Source organism: Bradyrhizobium sp. HKCCYLS2038, from assembly GCF_051167655.1.
GTDB lineage: Bacteria > Pseudomonadota > Alphaproteobacteria > Rhizobiales > Xanthobacteraceae > Bradyrhizobium.
The window spans coordinates 254,979-272,905 of sequence record NZ_JBNPTM010000007.1 but is presented as its reverse complement, the minus strand read 5'-3'; the positions used below and the strand labels follow the sequence as shown (position 1 = coordinate 272,905).

The following is a 17,927-nucleotide window of genomic DNA, read 5'->3' as shown; positions in this document are numbered from 1 at the left end:
CGCGCTCGGCCGGGACGACGACAGCAAGTGGCTGGTGCTCGCATGCGAATGCGGGCGCCGGTCCCATGACCTTGCCAGTAGCATAGTAGTTCGCCATGTTTGATCCTTCAGCCCCTCCGGCGGCACGTCCCTTCCTTCTGGAGATCAGCGGCCTCAGCAAGAGCTTCGGCGCGCTGAAGGCGCTCGATGACGTCGACTTCAAGCTGGGGCAGGGCGAGATCCATGCGCTGCTCGGCGAGAACGGCGCCGGCAAGTCGACCTTGATCAAGGTCGTCACCGGCGTGTTCGCGCGGGACGCGGGCAGCGTGCGGCTGGCGGATCACGAGATCGAGGCGCGCTCGGCCAAGGACGCCGTCGATGCCGGCATTGCGACGGTCTATCAGGAAGTGAACCTGCTGCCGAACCTGTCGGTGGCGCAGAACCTCTATCTCGGCCGGCAGCCGACCCGCTTCGGTGTCGTGCGCGAGGCCGAGATGCGGCGGCGCGCGCGGGCGCTGCTGCTGGACTACGGCCTCGACATCGACGTCGGTGCGCCCCTGTCGAGCTACTCGGTCGCGGTCCAGCACATCACGGCGATCGCGCGCGCGGTCGATCTCTCCGCGCGCGTCCTCATACTGGACGAGCCGACCGCGAGCCTCGATCGCCACGAGGTCGAGGTCCTCTTCAAGGTGATGCGAAAGCTCGCGGAGCGCGGCATCGGCATCATCTTCGTCAGCCATTTCCTCGATCAGGTCTATGAGATCTGCGATCGCGTCACGGTGCTGCGCAACGGCCGGCTGATCGGCACGCGCGACATCGCCGACCTGCCGCGGCTCGACCTGATCCGCATGATGCTCGGGCGCGAGCTGGCCGAAACCACCCACGAGCGCGCGGCGAGCCAGCCCGACACGGCGCGCGAGGTCTGCGTCAGCTTCAAGGGCTACGGCAAGCAGAGCTATCTCGCGCCGTTCGATCTCGAGCTGCGCCGCGGCGAGGTGGTCGGGCTGGCCGGCCTGCTCGGCTCCGGCCGCACCGAGACCGCGCGGCTGGTGTTCGGCGCCGAGCGCGCCGACAGCGGCGAGGCCACGGTCGACGGCAAGGCCATCAGGCTGAACTCGCCGCGTGACGCCGCCGCGCTCGGCTTCGGCTATTGCCCGGAGGAGCGCAAGACCGAGGGCATCGTCGCCGACCTCACCGTGCGCGAGAACATCGTGCTGGCGCTGCAGGCGCGGCGCGGCCTGCATCGTCCGCTGTCGCGGCGCGAGCAGGACGAGATCGCGCTGCGCTACATCCGCATGCTCGACATCCGGCCGCCGGACCCGGAGCGTCCGATCGGACTGCTGTCCGGCGGCAATCAGCAGAAGGCGCTGCTGGCGCGCTGGCTTGCCACGTCGCCGAAGCTGCTGGTGCTGGACGAGCCGACGCGCGGCATCGACGTCGGGGCGCATGCCGAGATCATCCGCCTGGTGCGTGAATTGTGCGAGCAGGGCCTGGCGCTGCTCGTCATCTCCTCGGAGCTCGACGAGATCGTGACCTATTCCAACCGCGTCGTCGTGCTGCGCGACCGCGCCCATGTCGAGGAGCTGAAGGGCGAGGCGGTCGAGGTTTCCAGCATTCTCGCCGCGATCGCCGCGGATGCAGCCCCCGCGCAAGAGGCCGCATCATGACGCTCCGGATTCCGCGCCGCGGCCTCGCGCAAGCGCTCGCACTGCTCGTGATCCTGATGATCGATCGCGCGGTGTCGCCGCAGTTCTTCAATCTGCATCTGCAGGATGGCCGCCTGTTCGGCAGCGTCATCGACGTGCTCAACCGCGGCACCCCGGTGGCGCTGCTGTCGCTCGGCATGGTGCTGGTGATCGCGACCGGCGGCATCGATCTTTCGGTCGGCGCGGTCATGGCGATCGCCGGCGCGACCGCCGCGAGCCTCGCCGATACGCATTCGCTGCCGGTCGTCATCGCGTCGGCGCTCGCCGTGGGCCTGGCCTGCGGGCTCTGGAACGGCATCCTCGTCGCCGTGCTGAGGATCCAGCCGATCGTCGCGACGCTCATCCTGATGGTCGCGGGCCGCGGCATCGCGCAGCTGATCACCGAGGGCCGCATCGTCACCTTCACCTCGCCCGACCTGGTGTGGATGGGCAACGGCGCCGTGCTCGGCCTGCCGACCCCGGTCGTGATCGCCTTGGGCATGCTGCTGGTGACGGCGGCGGTGGTGCGCGGCACCGCGCTCGGGCTCCTGATCGAGGCGACCGGCGGCAACGCCCGCGCCAGCGAGCTGTCCGGCGTCGGCACCCGCGCCATGATCCTGTCGGTCTATGTCTGGTGCGGGCTCTGCGCCTCGCTGGCCGGCGTCATCGCGGCGGCCGACATCATGGGCGCGGACGCCAACAATGCCGGCCTGTGGCTCGAGCTCGACGCGATCCTCGCCGTCGTAATCGGCGGCACCTCGCTGTTCGGCGGCCGCTTCAGCCTGGTGCTGGCGGTGGCCGGCGCGCTGATCATCCAGGCGATGAACACCGGCATCCTGCTGTCCGGCTACCCGCCGGAGCTCAATCTGCTGGTCAAGGCCGTCGTCGTGCTCGCCGTGCTGCTGGCGCAGTCGCCGCGGCTCGGCGATCTCTCCCGCTTCACCGCGCGCTGGCGGAGGACCAAGCCATGAAGTCATCGACGTCGGTTGCAATCACCGCCTTCGTGCTGGTGGCGGGCTTCGCGCTGTGCGCGCTGCAGTTCCCCAACATCGCCTCGACCCGCGTCGTCGCCAATCTGCTCACCGACAATGCTTTCCTCGGAATCGTCGCGGCCGGCATGACCTTCGTCATCATCTCCGGCGGCATCGACCTCTCGGTCGGTTCGGTGATCGGCTTCACCACGGTGTTCGTGGCGCTCGCGGTCGAGCGCTGGGGCATTCCGCCGTTTGCGGCTTTCGCGCTGGTGCTGGTGCTCTGCGCGCTGTTCGGCGCCGCGATGGGCGCCGTCATCCACGTGTTCGAGCTGCCGCCCTTCATCGTGACCCTGGCCGGCATGTTCCTGGCGCGCGGCATCAGCTTCCTGCTGTCGACCGAGTCGATCCCGATCACGGCGTCGATCTACACCGAGGTGTCCGACTTCGCGATCCGGTTGCCCGGCGGCGGCCGGCTCACCGCAATCGCGATCGCCATGCTGGTCATCCTGGTGCTCTGCGCGCTGCTGCTGCACCTGACGCGGTTCGGCGCCAACGTCTACGCGCTCGGCGGCAGCCGTGCTGCGACTGCGCTGATGGGCATTCCGGTCGGGCCGATGACCATCCGCATCTATATGCTGTCGAGCGTGCTCGCGGGCCTCGCCGGCATCGCCTTCTCCTTCTATACCGCGGCCGGCTATTCGCTGTCGGCGGTCGGCGTCGAGCTCGATACCATCGCGGCGGTCGTGATCGGCGGAACATTGTTGACGGGCGGGCAGGGCTCGGTCATCGGTACCTTTCTTGGCGTCCTCATCCAGGGCATGATCCAGACCTACATCAACTTCGACGGCACGCTGTCGAGCTGGTGGACCAAGATCGCCACGGGGGTTCTGTTGTTCGTTTTCATTGCGCTGCAGCAAGGTCTGATGGCACTGGCGCGCCGCTCGTCGGCGAAGCCGGCAAGGGCCAGGCCTGCGGGGGCGGCGACATGACGACGCCGCACATCGTCTCGATTCCGACCCGGCGCGCACATTCCAACCACGCCGAGGTCGCCCGCAGCATCGGCATCGACATCATCTCAGGCAAACTGGGCGAGGGCGTGCGGTTGCCCGGCGATGCGGAGCTGACGGCCACGTTCGGCGTGTCGCGACCCGTGCTGCGCGAGAGCGTCAAGACGCTGGTGGCCAAGGGCCTGCTCTCGACCAAGGCGCGCGTCGGCACCGTGGTGCGCGAGCGCTCGGCCTGGAACATGTTCGACCCGGACGTGCTCGCCTGGCATCTCGATGCCGGTATCGACAAGCGCTTCCTCGCCGACCTCGCCGAGATCCGGCTGGCGATCGAGCCGCGGGCCGCCGCGCTCGCCGCGGAGCGCCGCAGTGAGGACGACGTCGCCGCGATGCGCAAGGCGATGGCCCAGATGGAGCGCGAGCCGTCGACTTCGGTCGCCTTCGCCGAAGCCGACCTTGCGCTGCACGTCGCGGTCGCCAACGCCTCGGGCAATCCCTTCATGCGGTCGATCGGTGCCGTCATCGAGGCGGCGCTGCGCACCTCTTTCGTGTTGAGCGCGCCGGTCGAGATAGCCGATCGCGACACCGTGCTGGTCTGGCACCAGCGCATCATCGACGCCATTGCCGATGGCAATCCCGAGGGCGCCTCGGAAGCCATGATCGAAGTCATCTACAACGGCCGGCGGCGTCATGCGCAGTCGGCTGCACGAACGGACCAGGAATGAGCAACGACAAGTCAGACAAGCAGCTGCGCAGCCAGGCGTGGTTCGGCCGCCAGGACAAGATGGGCTTTTATTATCGCTCATTCCTGAAGAACAGCGGCACGCCGCAGGACCGCTTCGAGGGCCGCCCGGTCATCGGCATCTGCAACACCTGGTCGGAGCTGACGCCCTGCAACGCGCATTTCCGCGTCATCGCCGAGCATGTCCGCCAGGGCGTGCTCGACGCCGGCGGCTATCCGCTGGAGTTTCCGGTCTCCTCGCTCGGCGAGGTGACGATGCGCCCGACAGCGATGCTGTTCCGCAACCTCGCCTCGATGGACGTCGAGGAGGCGATCCGCGCGCATCCGCTCGACGGCGTCGTGCTGCTGATGGGCTGCGACAAGACCACGCCGGCGCTGTTGATGGGCGCTGCGTCCGCCGACCTGCCTGCGATCGGCGTCTCCGGCGGCCCGCAGCTGCGCGGCGTCTATCGCGGCCAGATCATCGGCTCCGGCACCAACATCATCTCGATGAGCGAGCAGTTGCGCGCCGGCGAAATCACCTTGAAGGAATTCCATGAGGCCGAGGCTGGCATGAACCGCTCGGCCGGCAGCTGCATGACTATGGGCACGGCGTCGACGATGGCCTCGATGGTCGAGGCGCTCGGCATCGGCCTGCCGGAAAACGCGGCGATCCCCGCCGCCGACGCGCGCCGCAATTTGCTGGCGCGCATGGCGGGCCGGCGCATCGTCGAGATGGTGGGCGAAGACCTCAAGCCGTCGGACATTCTGACCCGGCAGGCATTCGAGAACGCAATCCGCACGCTGGCGGCGATCGGCGGCTCGACCAACGCGGTGGTGCATCTGCTCGCCATCGCCGGCCGCGTCGGCGTGGAGCTTTCGCTCGATGATTTCGATCGACTGTGCCGCGACGTGCATTGCCTTGTCGACCTGATGCCGTCGGGCCGCTTCCTGATGGAAGACTTCTACTACGCCGGCGGTCTTCCTGCGGTGCTGCGCGCGCTCGGCGAGCGCGGCCTGCTGCACAAGGATGCGCGGGCCGTCAACGGCAAGACGCTGTGGGACAACGTCGCCGAGGCGCCGAACTACAATGCCGAGGTGATCACGCCGTTCGAGACGCCGTTCAAGACGGAAGCCGGCATCGCCATCCTCACCGGCAACCTCGCGCCGAATGGCGCGGTCATCAAGCCGTCGGCGGCCTCGCCGGAGCTGATGAACCACACCGGACGCGCGGTCGTGTTCGAGAGCGTCGAGGAGATGCACGACGCCGTCGACGACGACAATCTCGACATCGATGCGTCCTGCATCATGGTGCTGAAGAACTGTGGCCCGAGGGGCTATCCGGGCATGGCCGAGGTCGGCAACATGCCGCTGCCGGCGAAAGTGCTGCGCCAGGGCGTACGCGACATGATCCGCATCTCGGATGCGCGCATGTCCGGGACGGCCTACGGCACCGTGGTGCTGCACGTCGCGCCGGAGGCGACCATCGGTGGACCGCTGGCGCTGGTCAAGAACGGCGACATGATCACGCTCGACGTCGCCGCCCGCCGGCTGCATCTGCATGTCAGCGACGAGGAGCTGGCTGTGCGCCGCACGGCGTGGACGCCGCCGAAGCCGCATGCCGACCGCGGCTATCAAAAGCTCTACATCGATCACGTACTGCAGGCCGATCGCGGCGTGGATTTCGACTTCCTGGTCGGCCGCACCGGCTCGCCCGTGCCGCGCGACAATCACTAAGAGGTGCCCATGACCGCTTCCGCCAAAAAGCTCTACAAGGGCGTCTTCCCGGTGGCGCCGACCGTGTTCGACGCCGATGGCCGCCTCGACCTCGAGGGCCAGAAGCGCGCGATCGACTTCATGATCGATGCCGGCTCGCACGGCATCTGCATCCTCGCCAATTTCTCCGAGCAGTTCGTGCTGACCGACGACGAGCGCGATCTCGTCATGACCACGGTGCTGGAGCACGTCGCCGGCCGCGTGCCGATCATCGTCACGACCACGCATTTCTCGACTTTCGTCTGTGCCGAGCGCTCGCGTCGGGCGCAGGACAAGGGTGCGGCGATGGTGATGGTGATGCCGCCATATCACGGCGCCACTTTCCGCGTGCCCGATAGCTCGATCTATGAGTTCTATCGCGGCGTGTCGGATGCGATCTCGATTCCGATCATGGTGCAGGACGCACCGGTCGCCGGCACGCCGCTGTCGGTGCCGCTGCTGACGCGCATGGCCAAGGAGATCGAGAACCTCGCTTATTTCAAGATCGAGGTGCCGCGCGCCGCCGACAAGCTGCGCGCACTGATCGAGGCGGGCGGTGAGGCCATCGAAGGTCCGTGGGACGGCGAGGAGGCGATCACCTTGATGGCCGATCTCGAGGCCGGCGCGACCGGTGCGATGACCGGCGGCGGCTATCCCGACGGTATCCGAAAGATCATCGATCCCTATTTCGCGGGCGATCGCGATGCCGCCGCCGCGGCCTATGAGCGCTGGTTGCCGCTGATCAACTACGAGAACCGGCAGTGCGGCCTTGCCACCTGCAAGATCCTGATGAAGGCGGGCGGCGTGATCAAGCACGACACGCTGCGCAGCCCGCAGCCGCCGATCCATCCGGCGACGCAAAAGGGCCTGCTCGAGATCGCGCGCCGGCTCGACCCGGTCGTGCTGCGCTGGGGACGCTAGAGATGAGCGAGCTTCGTGTCGCCATCGTCGGTTTCGGCAAGATCGCGCGCGACCAGCACGTGCCGGCGATCGCTGCCACCGAGGGCGTGACCTTGACCGCCGTTGCGAGCCGCAACGCGTCGCTGCCGGGGCTGCCGCATTTCGGCACCATCGAGGAGCTGTTGCGCGACGGTCCGGAGATCGACGCGGTGGCGCTGTGCACGCCGCCGCAGGTGCGCCGCGCCCAGGCGCTGGTCGCGCTCGAGGCCGGCAAGCATATCATGCTGGAGAAGCCGCCGGGGGCCGCCGTCAGCGAGCTCGATCCGCTGATTGCGCTTGCCGCCGCCAAGCAGCGCACGCTGTTTGCGACCTGGCATTCGCGCTACGCGCCGGCGGTCGAGCCGGCGCGGGAGTGGTTGTCACAGCGCCAGATCCGCAGCGTGCGGATCGACTGGAAGGAGGACGTCCGCGTCTGGCATCCGGGACAGGCCTGGATCTGGCAGCCCGGCGGGCTCGGGGTGTTCGATCCCGGCATCAACGCGCTATCGATCCTGACCCGTATCCTGCCCGAGCCGGTGTTCTTGACCGAAGCGGAACTGTCGTTCCCGTCCAATTGCCAGGCGCCGATCGCGGCCAGCCTGTCGCTCTCGACGGCCAGCGATCTGCCGATCGCGGCCGAGTTCGATTTCCGCCAGACCGGGCCGCAGAGCTGGGATATCAGGGTCGAGACCGACGAGGGACAGCTCAAGCTCTCGCTGGGCGGTGCGCGGATGACTGCGGACGATCAGGTGATGGTGGATGAGAAGGAGCGGGAATATCCCGGCCTCTACCGCCGCTTCGTCGAGCTGACGAAGACCGGAGCCAGTGACGTCGACCTCGCGCCGCTGCGGCTCGTCGCCGATTCCTTCCTGCTTGGCCGCCGCAACATCGTCGAGCCGTTCGAGGACTAGAGCCATGACCGAGGCGCGGATCACCAAGGATGTGTTCGGGACTCTGCCGGACGGCCGCGAGGTCGAGCGCGTGACCTTGCGCGGCGACGGCGGCTTCGAGGCGCGGATCATCACCTACGGCGCGGCGCTGCAGGCGCTGCTGGTGCCGGATGCGCAAGGCCGCGTTGACGACGTCGTGCTCGGCCATGACGACCTCTTGAGCTACCTCAAGCTCCGGAGATTCTTCGGCGCGACCGTCGGGCGCTACGCCAATCGCATTGCCAAGGCGCGCTTTGAGCTCGACGGCCAGGAGGTGCGTCTGGACGCCAATAACGGCGCGCACGCGCTTCATGGCGGGCCCGACGGCTTCGACCGCAAGCTCTGGCAGATCGTCGCGACCGAAGACGGTGCGCAGCCGTCAGTCACGATGCTCTATGTCAGCCCCGACGGGGAGGCGAACTATCCGGGACGGTTGGACGTTCGCGTCACCTATCAGCTGATCGGGCCGATGGAGTTGTCCATCACGTTCAGTGCCCGGACGACCCGCACCACGGTGGTCAACCTGACCAATCACAGCTTCTTCAATCTCGACGGCCTGGCCGCCGGCACTGATACTCTCGATCATCATCTGACGCTCTCGGCGGACCACTATCTCGCGATCGACGAGACCGCGATTCCGCTGGCTGGGCCGCCGCATTCCGTCGCCGGCACGCCGTTCGATTTTCGCGACGCGCATCCGGTCGGCGCGCGCATCCGCGCCGACGATGCGCAGATCAAATGTGGCCGCGGCTATGACCACAATTTCTGCCTGCGCGAGGGCAGCGGCGTTCGCTTCGCGGCGCGGCTGGAATCGCCGCGCTCGGGGCGGGTCATGGAGCTGCTGACGGACCAGCCCGGCCTGCAGATCTATTCCGGCAACTTCATCGACGCGACCGTCAGCGGCAAGGGGCGGGTCTATCGCCAGTCCGACGCCATCTGCCTCGAGCCGCAGGTCTGGCCGGACAGCCCGAACCGGCCGGATTTCCCGAGCGCTCGGCTGACGCCGGACGGCGTCTACAAGCACGAGACCGTCTATCGCTTCTCGATCGCGGGGGCGTCCGCGTGATGGAGCATGTGCCGACCTCCGTGCTGTGCGCCGACCACTGTCATCTCGGCGAGGGGCCGACCTATGACCCGGCCACTGACACCGCGTGGTGGTTCGACATCCGCGAGGGATTGCTGTTCGAAGCCAATCTCGGCAGCGGTGAAATTCGTCGCCACGTGCTGGGGAAGATGGCCAGCGCGCTCGGCCGAATCGATGCCTCCCGGCAGTTGGTCGTGGCCGAGGACGGGCTCTACATCCGCACCATCGCCGACGGCGCGCTGGCGCCGTATCTGCCGCTCGAGGCCGACAACCCGGCGACGCGGTCGAACGATTCGCGCGTCCATCCCTCCGGCACGTTCTGGATCGGAACCATGGGCCGCAAGGCCGAACGCGGGCTGGGCGCGATCTACGCGCTGCGTCGCGGCGAGATCGTCCGGCTGTTCCCGAACGTGACCATTCCCAACGCGATCTGCTTCTCGCCGGATGGTTCGATCGGCTATTTCGCCGATACCGATGAGAACGTGCTCTATCGCGTGGCGCTCGACCCGGAGACGGGCCTGCCGCGCGGCACGCCTGAGGTTCTGGTGCGTCGGCGCGCGCCCGGCGGCATTGACGGCGCGGTCGTCGACGCCGAGGGGCGCATCTGGCATGCCTGCTGGGGCGGTGGTTGTGTCGACGTCTACAGCCCGCAGGGCGAGCACATGCGGAGCATCGCGGTGCCGGCCAGCCAGGCCAGCTGTCCGGCCTTCGTCGGAAAGGACTTGTCAAGCCTGCTCGTCACTTCTGCCTGGCAGGATATGGACGCGGCGGCCAAGGCGGCCGACCCTGGTCACGGTCAGACTTTTCTGCTCGATGTCGGAGTCCACGGCCGTGCCGAGCCCGACGTCAAACTATGCATCTGAGAGGAGGAACAATCGGTCAGGCGTCGTTCAGCCTAACAGTTAACTGGTACCAAAATACGCAATCGCGTATTCATTGTCCAAATTTGAAGTCCAAAGGGAGTGAAATATGTCGAGAATGAAGACCATCATGGCCGCCGCCCTGGCCGGCCTCGGCGCCCTGGCGCTGTCGAGCGCCGCAATGGCCCAGAGCAAGGGGACCGTGGGCATCGCGATGCCGACCAAGTCCTCGGCGCGCTGGATCGACGACGGCAACAACATCGTCAAGGTGTTGAAGGAGCGCGGCTACGGCACCGACCTGCAGTATGCCGAGGATGACATCCCGAACCAGCTCTCGCAGATCGAGAACATGGTCACCAAGGGCTCCAAGGTGCTGGTGATCGCCGCGATCGACGGCACCACGCTGTCGGACGTGCTCAAGCAGGCCAAGGCCAAGGGCATCATCGTGATCGCCTATGACCGCCTGATCCGCGACACCCCGAACCTCGATTACTACGCCACCTTCGACAACTTCCAGGTCGGCGTGCTGCAGGCGCAGTCGATCGTGGACAAGCTCGGACTGAAGGACGGCAAGGGTCCGTTCAACATCGAGCTGTTCGGCGGCTCGCCGGACGACAACAACGCCTACTTCTTCTACAATGGCGCGATGTCGGTGCTGAAGCCGTTCATCGACTCCGGCAAGCTCGTGGTCGGATCCGGCCAGATGGGCATGGACAAGGTTGCGACCCTGCGCTGGGACGGCGCCACCGCCCAGGCCCGCATGGACAACCTGCTCAGCGCCTTCTACGGCAAGAAGCGCGTCGACGCGGTGCTGTCGCCGTATGACGGCCTGTCGATCGGCATCATCTCCTCGCTGAAGGGCGTGGGCTACGGCAGCGCCGATCAGCCGATGCCGGTGATCTCGGGCCAGGACGCCGAAGTGCCGTCGGTCAAGGCGATGCTGCGCGGCGACCAGTACTCGACCATCTTCAAGGACACCCGTGACCTCGCCAAGGTCACCGCCGACATGGTCGACGCTGCGCTGAGCGGCAAGGAAGTCCAGGTCAACGACACCAAGACCTACAACAACGGCGTCAAGATCGTTCCGTCCTACCTGCTCAAGCCGGTCGTCGTCGACAAGAGCAACTGGGAGAAGGTTCTGATCGACAGCGGCTACTACAAGAAGGCCCAGTTCCAGTAATCCTGGCCTTGGACTTCAACGACCCTCTCCCCGATCTCGGGGAGGGGGCTCTACCACTGAAGCCCGCGAGGCGCGCGCGCGGAACGCAGTGGAGACCCGAACAGAGATAGAAGACGATGACCGCAATCCTGGAAATGCGCAACGTCAGCAAGAGCTTCGGCAACGTGCAGGCTCTGCGTGACGTCAGCTTCACCGTCGAGCCCGGCGAGATCCACGCCCTGGTCGGCGAGAACGGCGCCGGCAAGTCGACGCTGATGAAGGTGCTCAGCGGCGTCTATCCGCATGGCCGCTACGAGGGCCAGATCATCTTCGAGGGCGAGGAGCGAAAGTTCCGCGACATCAACGATTCCGAGGCGCTCGGCATCATCATCATCCACCAGGAGCTGGCGCTGATTCCGCTGATGACGATCGCGGAAAACATCTTCCTGTCGCATGCGCCGCAGCGCTTCGGCGTCATCGACCGCGACGAGGTCTACCGCCGCACCCAGCAATTGCTCGCCCAGGTGGGTCTGAAGGAATCGCCGGATACGTTGATCACCGATCTGGGCGTCGGCAAGCAGCAGCTGGTCGAGATCGCCAAGGCGCTGTCCAAGCGCGTCAAGCTCCTGATCCTGGACGAGCCGACCGCCAGCCTCAACGAGGCCGACAGCGCGGCGCTGCTCGACCGCCTCGTGAAGTTTCGCGAGCAGGGCATCTCCTCGATCCTGATCACCCACAAGCTCAACGAGGTCTCGCGCGTCGCCGACCGCATCACGGTGCTGCGCGACGGCCGCAGCGTCGACGGCATCGACTGCCGTGCCGAGCCGGTCCTGGAGGACCGCATCATCAAGAGCATGGTCAACCGCGACATGGCGCACCGCTTTCCCGAGCGCCAGCCGAAGATCGGCGAGCCGGTGTTCACGGTCGAGAACTGGTCCGTGTTCCACCCGCAGCATACGGACCGCCGCGTCATCAAGAATGTCGACTTCCAGGTCCGTCGCGGCGAGATCGTCGGCATCGCCGGGCTGATGGGCGCCGGCCGCACCGAGTTCGCGATGAGCCTGTTCGGCCGCTCCTGGGGCTTCAACATCTCGGGTCGCGCCCGGCTCGAGGGCCACGATGTCAATCTCAACAGCGTGCCCGCGGCGATCGATGCCGGCCTCGCCTATGTCACCGAGGACCGCAAGCAGCTCGGCCTGATCCTGGCCGACGACGTCCGCAAGAACATCACGCTGGCGAGCCTCGGCCAGGTCGCGCCGAAGGGCGTGATCGACGACATCGCCGAGCTCAAGGCGGCCTCCGGCTACCGCGGCCGCATGCGCATCCGCTGCTCGGACGTCTATCAGGAGGCCGGCCAACTCTCCGGCGGCAACCAGCAGAAGGTCGTGCTGTCGAAATGGCTGATGACCGATCCCAAGGTGTTGATCCTGGACGAGCCGACCCGCGGCATCGACGTTGGCGCCAAATACGAGATCTACTGTATCATCCAGGAGCTTGCGGACGCCGGCCGAGGTGTGGTCGTAATCTCGTCGGAAATGCCCGAGCTGCTCGGAATCTGCGACCGGATCTGCGTGATGAATGACGGCGCCTTCGTCGGCGAGTTTGCCGGCCCGGAGGCGACGCAGGAAAAGATCATGCGCGCTATCATGCGCAACGAAGCCATCAAGAACCAGGAGACGGCCGCGTAAGCGGTCGGGAGGACACCACCAATGACCGACAAGACGGTTTCGCTCCCGGAGGAGAAGCCCCACAGCGGCTTCCTGAAGAACAATCTGCGCAGCTACGGCATGCTGATGTCGTTGTTCGTCATCATGCTGTTCTTCCAGGTCATGACCGACGGCACGCTGCTGCAGCCGCTCAATCTCACCAACCTGGTGCTGCAGAACAGCTACATCGTCATCATGGCGCTCGGCATGCTCTTGGTCATCGTGACCGGGCACATCGACCTGTCGGTCGGATCGGTCGCCGGCTTCGTCGGCGCGGTCGCGGCCGTGCTGATGGTGCGCTACCACATCGACTTTCCTATCGCCATCATCGCCTGCCTGATCGTCGGCGCCGTGATCGGCGCGGCGCAAGGCTATTGGGTGGCGTATTTCGGCATTCCATCCTTCATCGTCACCCTTGCCGGCATGCTCGTGTTCAAGGGCCTGGCGCTGGCGCTGCTGCAGGGCCAGTCGCTCGGTCCGTTCCCCGGCACATTCCAGAAGCTCTCGTCCGGCTTCATTCCGGAGCTGATCTCGGGCGCTGGCAATCTCAATCCGACGTCCATTGCCATCGGTGCGGTGCTGACGCTCATCCTGGTTTATGCCAGCGTCAAGGGCCGCGCCCGCGAGGTCGAGCACGGCATCGAGGTCGAGCCGTTCGGCGTCTTCGCCGCCAAGAACGTCGTGCTGGCCGGCGTTCTGATGTACTTCACCTATCTGATCGCCTCGCACCGCGGCCTGCCCAACGTGCTCGTCATCATGGTCGCGTTGATCGCGCTGTACGGCTTCATGACGCGCCGCACCGTGGTCGGCCGGCAGATCTACGCGGTCGGCGGCAACGCCAAGGCGGCCAAGCTGTCGGGCATCAAGACCGAGCGGCTGGTGTTCCTGACCTTCGTGAACATGGGCGTGCTGGCGGCCCTGGCCGGCCTGATCTTCGCCGCCCGCCTCAACACGGCGACGCCCAAGGCGGGCCTCGGCTTCGAGCTCGACGTCATCGCGGCCTGCTTCATCGGCGGTGCGTCGGCCTATGGCGGCGTCGGCAGGGTCGGCGGTGCCGTGATCGGCGCCATGATCATGGGCGTGATGAACAACGGCATGTCCATCCTCGGCATCGGCATCGACTACCAGCAGGTCATCAAGGGCCTGGTGCTGCTCGGCGCGGTCTGCATCGACGTCTACAACCAGCGCCGCTAACCGTTTCCAACAACGATCTCGACCTCGCTGCCGGCGCCTTCGCGCCGGCAGTTGCGTTTCTGGGCCAGCACGCCACTGCTCGCACCAGCGGCGATCGCCGCCGGCCATGGCTGCTTCCTCTCCGATCGCTAAGGCGTGGACGGGAGCGTCGCCTTCACGTCAGCCTGTTCGCCGGTGCGCGGTACCGTAGTCTTCCGGGCCCCCAGTCGAGTACCGGACGGCAATTCCCTTAACGATGGTCTTGCTATCAGCCTTGGCGAACCAGCCGAGCTGATCAGCCATGTTTCATCAGTCCTTCATTCCTTCCATCAGCCCTCAACGACGGAATCCGCGGCGGCGATCGCCAAAGACTGCGATTTCGGCTGCATGCGTCGGCGGCTGACTTGGCAACGAGGCGCGTCTCGATCGGCGTAGTTGAAACTGCCTTGCAGTTGAAGGCGAAACGCGGTGCAGCGTGAGCACGCAAAGGTAGAGTAGCCGTAATATTACGGTTCTAATCTTTAACAGTCCAACAATGGCTTTCTACACAATTTGAGTGAGTTACGGCGCCCGCAAAGGTCTCGCCGGTGTGAATCAAAGGTCAGAGTTGCTCGCCGGCGTCGTCGGTCCGCAACCGGAGCAGTCGACGGATTTTTCAAAGATGATGGACGCGATGTCGACCTCGACCCCTGGCGCTGCAGACGACTCGCAGGCCGCCGCTCATGCGCTTCCGCAGATGCTCGATCTGACACAAGCCGTGCAGCTGCGTGACGAGATGATCCGGCTCGTGAACGCCGGTGACGTCGCGCTCGATGCGAGTGGCGTGGAGCGGATGTCGACACCATGCGTGCAGATCCTGCTTGCCGCCGGCCGCGGCGCGCGGGCCGCGAACAGGTCGTTCAAGATCACGCAGGCATCGGAGCTGTTCAAGACAGCGATCGCAGACCTGGGCCTTCGTAACGAGTTTGAAAATTGGATGGAGTGACATGGCTAAGCGAATTCTGGCAGTCGACGACTCGAAGACCATGCGGGACATGGTGAGCTTCACCTTGAAGAAGGCCGGCTTCGACGTGGCCGAGGCCGAGGACGGCAAGGCGGCGCTCAACGTGCTGACCGGCAGCAAGTTCGATCTGATCATCACCGATCTGAACATGCCGAACATGGACGGCATTTCGCTGATCAAGAACGTGCGTTCCGGCAGCCAGCACCGCGCCGTGCCGATTCTCATCCTGACGACTGAAAGCGACGGGACCAAGAAGGCCGACGGCAAGGCCGCCGGGGCGACCGGCTGGCTCGTCAAGCCGTTCAATCCGGAGCAACTGATCGCGACCGTCAACCGGGTATGCCCGTGACATCAGACAGCGAAGCATATCCGGTCGCGCAATTCCGCAAGACCTACTTCGAGGAATGCGCCGAGCTGATGGACGCGCTGCAGTCCAATCTCGAGCTCTTGGCCAATGGGCAGGAGGACGACGAGACGCTGCACGCCATCTTCCGGTCGGTTCACTCGGTGAAGGGTGGCGCCGGCGCCTTCGGCTGCACGGATCTCGTGGCGTTCTCGCATACGTTCGAGAGCCTGCTCGACGCGCTGCGCGATCACAAGATCCCCGCGACCCACGACATCAAGCAACTGCTCCTGCGTGCCAGTGACGCGCTCGCGGATATCGTGAACGCAGCGCGGCTGGAGCAGCAGCTGCCGCCGAACTTCGCGGCTGATATCAGCGCGGCGATGCGCGATGCGCTGCAAGGGGCGGGGCAGTCCGTGGACGTCTCCGCGCCGGCGGCGGTTTCGGAGGCGAAAGCCCTGACCGAGCAGACCCATCGCATCCGGTTCCGCCCGCACACGGAGATGCTGAAGAAGGCCAACGAGCCGCTGCTGCTGATCCGTCAGCTGGGCAAGCTCGGGTCGCTGAGCACCGAGGTGGACAGCTCCAACCTGCCGCCGCTCGAATCGCTCGACCCCGAGGCGGCCTATCTCAACTGGACCTTCACGCTCGATACCGCCGTACCGCGTTCGGCGATCCAGGACGTCTTCGAGTTCGTCGAGGACGATTGCGACCTCGAGATCGAATCGCCGGAGCCCGCGGCGCCGGTCGCCGAGGCCGCCGCCACCGACGGGACGGGCGCCACCGACACGACAGGCGCCGTCGCAGCGACGGTCGCCGCCGTCGGCGCTGCGCAGTCGATCCGCGTCGACGTCGACAAGGTCGACCGGCTGGTCAACCTGGTCGGCGAACTCGTGATCAGCCAGGCGATGCTGACGGAGCAGGGTCTCGGACTGCCGGCCGACAAATATCCCGAGCTGATCCAGGGCATCGAGGCGCTGGCGCAGAGCGCGCGCGAGCTGCAGGAAAGCGTGATGGCGATCCGCGCCCAGCCGGTGAAGTCGGTCTTCGCCCGGATGCCGCGGATCGTGCGCGAACTCGCGGCCACCCTCGGCAAGGAAGTGCGCATCGTAACCTCCGGCGAGATGACCGAGATCGACAAGACGGTCATCGAGCAGCTGAACGATCCGCTCACCCACATGATCCGCAACGCACTCGACCACGGCATCGAGTCGCCGGTCGATCGCATCGCCGCAGGCAAGGTCCGGCAGGGCACGATCCACCTCTCCGCCGCGCAGCGCAGCGGCCGGATCGTCATCGAAGTGTCGGATGACGGCCGCGGCATCAACAAGGACAAGATCCTCGCCAAGGCAAAGGCGCGTGGTCTCGTCCCGGCGGGCGCCAATCTCAGCGACGACGAGATCAACGAGCTGATCTTCCTGCCGGCGTTCTCGACGGCTGAAGTCGTCTCCAACATCTCCGGACGCGGCGTCGGCATGGACGTCGTCAAGCGCAACGTGCAGGCGCTGGGCGGAAGAATTTCGGTCCGTTCGCGCTTCGGGCAGGGATCGGCGTTCACGCTGTCGCTGCCGCTCACGCTCGCGGTCGTCGACGGCATGGTGGTGTCGGTCGGCAGCGAGACGTTCATCATTCCGCTGGTCGCGATCGTCGAAAACCTGCGGCCGCAGACCGCCGACATTCATCCGGTGGTCGGCCGCGGCCACGTGCTCGCGCTGCGCGGCGAATATCTTCCGCTGGTCTACCTGCATCGGCTGTTTTCGATCAACGACGCCATCGGCGATCCCTGCCGCGGCATCGTGATCATCGTCCAGAGCGAGAGCGCCGGCCGCGTCGGCATCGTCGTCGACGAGCTCCTGGGCCAGCAGCAGGTCGTGGTGAAGAGCCTCGAGGCCAACTACGAGCCGGTCGACGGCATCAGCGGCGCGACGATCCTCGGCAATGGCCGGGTCGCGCTGATCCTGGACGTTGCCCGTCTGCACGAGATCGACGTCCGCGGCACCGCCATGAGGCTGCCACCGCCGGACGCGCCAACCGAAACCGAAAAGGACTTGACCCATGCAGCCTGACAACAAGCCGGCCGTGCAATTCGGCCAGGACGTGGCGGTCAGTGAGAACGTGCAGCAGTTCATCACCTTCACGCTCGGCGAGGAGGAGTACGGCATCGACATCATGGTCGTCCGCGAGATCAAGGGCTGGACCGAGACGACGATGATCCCGAACGCGCCGTCGCATGTCCGCGGCGTCATCAACCTGCGCGGCATCATCGTTCCGATCTTCGATCTCCGTGCCAGGTTCGGCACCGGCGTGACCGTGCCGACCAACATGCACGTCGTCATCATCGTTGCCGCTGGCACGCGCACGGTCGGCCTGCTGGTCGACACCGTGTCCGACATCATCTCCGTCGACCCGAAGGAGATCCGTGAAGTGCCCGACATGGGCATGCCGACCGAGGATCAGTTCCTGGAAGGTCTGGTCGCAATCCAGGACCGCATGGTGACGCTGGTGTCGCTGTCCGGCCTGTTCGGAATGCCCACCGAGTCAATCAAGCGTACGGCGGCCGTCGCCGCCTGAACCCATCACAAGCCATTTTTGCGAGATCGTCATGAGCGACAC

At 66.0% G+C, this 17,927-nt stretch carries 16 protein-coding genes; all 16 read left to right on the top strand.

The window, feature by feature from the left end; translation table 11 throughout:
• Positions 1-95 precede the first annotated feature (95 nt).
• Positions 96-1,646 carry a sugar ABC transporter ATP-binding protein gene (locus tag ACQR1I_RS28850; protein ID WP_434868701.1) on the top strand — a complete coding sequence of 517 codons (1,551 nt, stop codon included), beginning with the start codon at positions 96-98 and terminating at the stop codon, positions 1,644-1,646.
• Positions 1,643-2,635, top strand: a complete 993-nt coding sequence (locus ACQR1I_RS28845; protein ID WP_434888856.1) for an ABC transporter permease — start codon at positions 1,643-1,645, stop codon at positions 2,633-2,635. Before ACQR1I_RS28850 ends, ACQR1I_RS28845 begins: the two co-directional genes overlap by 4 nt.
• Positions 2,632-3,627 (top strand): galactofuranose ABC transporter, permease protein YjfF, encoded by a 996-nt coding sequence (yjfF, locus tag ACQR1I_RS28840; protein WP_434868699.1) that lies wholly within the window; start codon positions 2,632-2,634, stop codon positions 3,625-3,627. The genes ACQR1I_RS28845 and yjfF overlap by 4 nt, the downstream gene beginning before the upstream one ends.
• Positions 3,624-4,367 carry a FadR/GntR family transcriptional regulator gene (locus tag ACQR1I_RS28835; protein WP_434868698.1) on the top strand — a complete coding sequence of 248 codons (744 nt, stop codon included), beginning with the start codon at positions 3,624-3,626 and terminating at the stop codon, positions 4,365-4,367. The genes yjfF and ACQR1I_RS28835 overlap by 4 nt, the downstream gene beginning before the upstream one ends.
• Positions 4,364-6,100 (top strand): IlvD/Edd family dehydratase, encoded by a 1,737-nt coding sequence (locus ACQR1I_RS28830; protein WP_434868697.1) that lies wholly within the window; start codon positions 4,364-4,366, stop codon positions 6,098-6,100. Before ACQR1I_RS28835 ends, ACQR1I_RS28830 begins: the two co-directional genes overlap by 4 nt.
• A gap of 9 nt (positions 6,101-6,109) precedes the next feature.
• Positions 6,110-7,039 (top strand): dihydrodipicolinate synthase family protein, encoded by a 930-nt coding sequence (locus tag ACQR1I_RS28825; protein ID WP_434868696.1) that lies wholly within the window; start codon positions 6,110-6,112, stop codon positions 7,037-7,039.
• Between the two features lie 2 nt (positions 7,040-7,041).
• A complete protein-coding gene (locus tag ACQR1I_RS28820) occupies positions 7,042-7,968 on the top strand; it encodes a Gfo/Idh/MocA family protein (RefSeq protein WP_434868695.1) in 927 nt (308 codons plus the stop codon).
• 4 nt (positions 7,969-7,972) lie between these two features.
• Positions 7,973-9,052, top strand: a complete 1,080-nt coding sequence (locus ACQR1I_RS28815) for an aldose epimerase family protein (RefSeq protein ID WP_434868694.1) — start codon at positions 7,973-7,975, stop codon at positions 9,050-9,052.
• Positions 9,052-9,933, top strand: a complete 882-nt coding sequence (locus ACQR1I_RS28810; RefSeq protein WP_434868803.1) for an SMP-30/gluconolactonase/LRE family protein — start codon at positions 9,052-9,054, stop codon at positions 9,931-9,933. The genes ACQR1I_RS28815 and ACQR1I_RS28810 overlap by 1 nt, the downstream gene beginning before the upstream one ends.
• Before the next feature lie 106 nt (positions 9,934-10,039).
• Positions 10,040-11,110: a multiple monosaccharide ABC transporter substrate-binding protein gene (gene chvE, locus ACQR1I_RS28805; RefSeq protein WP_434868693.1), complete on the top strand. Its 1,071-nt coding sequence runs from the start codon at positions 10,040-10,042 to the stop codon at positions 11,108-11,110.
• A gap of 116 nt (positions 11,111-11,226) precedes the next feature.
• A complete protein-coding gene (mmsA, locus tag ACQR1I_RS28800; RefSeq protein ID WP_434868692.1) occupies positions 11,227-12,777 on the top strand; it encodes a multiple monosaccharide ABC transporter ATP-binding protein in 1,551 nt (516 codons plus the stop codon).
• A 21-nt stretch (positions 12,778-12,798) separates the two neighbouring features.
• Positions 12,799-13,989 (top strand): multiple monosaccharide ABC transporter permease, encoded by a 1,191-nt coding sequence (gene mmsB / locus ACQR1I_RS28795; RefSeq protein WP_434868691.1) that lies wholly within the window; start codon positions 12,799-12,801, stop codon positions 13,987-13,989.
• A 715-nt stretch (positions 13,990-14,704) separates the two neighbouring features.
• Positions 14,705-14,953: an STAS domain-containing protein gene (locus ACQR1I_RS28790; RefSeq protein WP_434868690.1), complete on the top strand. Its 249-nt coding sequence runs from the start codon at positions 14,705-14,707 to the stop codon at positions 14,951-14,953.
• Between the two features lies 1 nt (position 14,954).
• Positions 14,955-15,320, top strand: a complete 366-nt coding sequence (locus ACQR1I_RS28785; RefSeq protein WP_434868689.1) for a response regulator — start codon at positions 14,955-14,957, stop codon at positions 15,318-15,320.
• Positions 15,311-17,380, top strand: a complete 2,070-nt coding sequence (locus ACQR1I_RS28780; RefSeq protein WP_434868688.1) for a chemotaxis protein CheA — start codon at positions 15,311-15,313, stop codon at positions 17,378-17,380. Before ACQR1I_RS28785 ends, ACQR1I_RS28780 begins: the two co-directional genes overlap by 10 nt.
• The gene (locus ACQR1I_RS28775) at positions 17,370-17,885 is read left to right on the top strand and encodes a chemotaxis protein CheW (protein WP_434868687.1); all 516 of its coding nucleotides are present in this window, start codon (positions 17,370-17,372) and stop codon (positions 17,883-17,885) included. Before ACQR1I_RS28780 ends, ACQR1I_RS28775 begins: the two co-directional genes overlap by 11 nt.
• The last annotated feature ends 42 nt before the right edge of the window (positions 17,886-17,927 follow it).

Coding starts and splice junctions, on each gene's coding strand:
- ACQR1I_RS28850 (WP_434868701.1), top strand. CDS start 96: ATGTTTGATCCTTCAGCCCCTCCGGCGGCACGTCCCTTCCTTCTGGAG.
- ACQR1I_RS28845 (WP_434888856.1), top strand. CDS start 1,643: ATGACGCTCCGGATTCCGCGCCGCGGCCTCGCGCAAGCGCTCGCACTG.
- yjfF (WP_434868699.1), top strand. CDS start 2,632: ATGAAGTCATCGACGTCGGTTGCAATCACCGCCTTCGTGCTGGTGGCG.
- ACQR1I_RS28835 (WP_434868698.1), top strand. CDS start 3,624: ATGACGACGCCGCACATCGTCTCGATTCCGACCCGGCGCGCACATTCC.
- ACQR1I_RS28830 (WP_434868697.1), top strand. CDS start 4,364: ATGAGCAACGACAAGTCAGACAAGCAGCTGCGCAGCCAGGCGTGGTTC.
- ACQR1I_RS28825 (WP_434868696.1), top strand. CDS start 6,110: ATGACCGCTTCCGCCAAAAAGCTCTACAAGGGCGTCTTCCCGGTGGCG.
- ACQR1I_RS28820 (WP_434868695.1), top strand. CDS start 7,042: ATGAGCGAGCTTCGTGTCGCCATCGTCGGTTTCGGCAAGATCGCGCGC.
- ACQR1I_RS28815 (WP_434868694.1), top strand. CDS start 7,973: ATGACCGAGGCGCGGATCACCAAGGATGTGTTCGGGACTCTGCCGGAC.
- ACQR1I_RS28810 (WP_434868803.1), top strand. CDS start 9,052: ATGGAGCATGTGCCGACCTCCGTGCTGTGCGCCGACCACTGTCATCTC.
- chvE (WP_434868693.1), top strand. CDS start 10,040: ATGTCGAGAATGAAGACCATCATGGCCGCCGCCCTGGCCGGCCTCGGC.
- mmsA (WP_434868692.1), top strand. CDS start 11,227: ATGACCGCAATCCTGGAAATGCGCAACGTCAGCAAGAGCTTCGGCAAC.
- mmsB (WP_434868691.1), top strand. CDS start 12,799: ATGACCGACAAGACGGTTTCGCTCCCGGAGGAGAAGCCCCACAGCGGC.
- ACQR1I_RS28790 (WP_434868690.1), top strand. CDS start 14,705: ATGCTCGATCTGACACAAGCCGTGCAGCTGCGTGACGAGATGATCCGG.
- ACQR1I_RS28785 (WP_434868689.1), top strand. CDS start 14,955: ATGGCTAAGCGAATTCTGGCAGTCGACGACTCGAAGACCATGCGGGAC.
- ACQR1I_RS28780 (WP_434868688.1), top strand. CDS start 15,311: ATGCCCGTGACATCAGACAGCGAAGCATATCCGGTCGCGCAATTCCGC.
- ACQR1I_RS28775 (WP_434868687.1), top strand. CDS start 17,370: ATGCAGCCTGACAACAAGCCGGCCGTGCAATTCGGCCAGGACGTGGCG.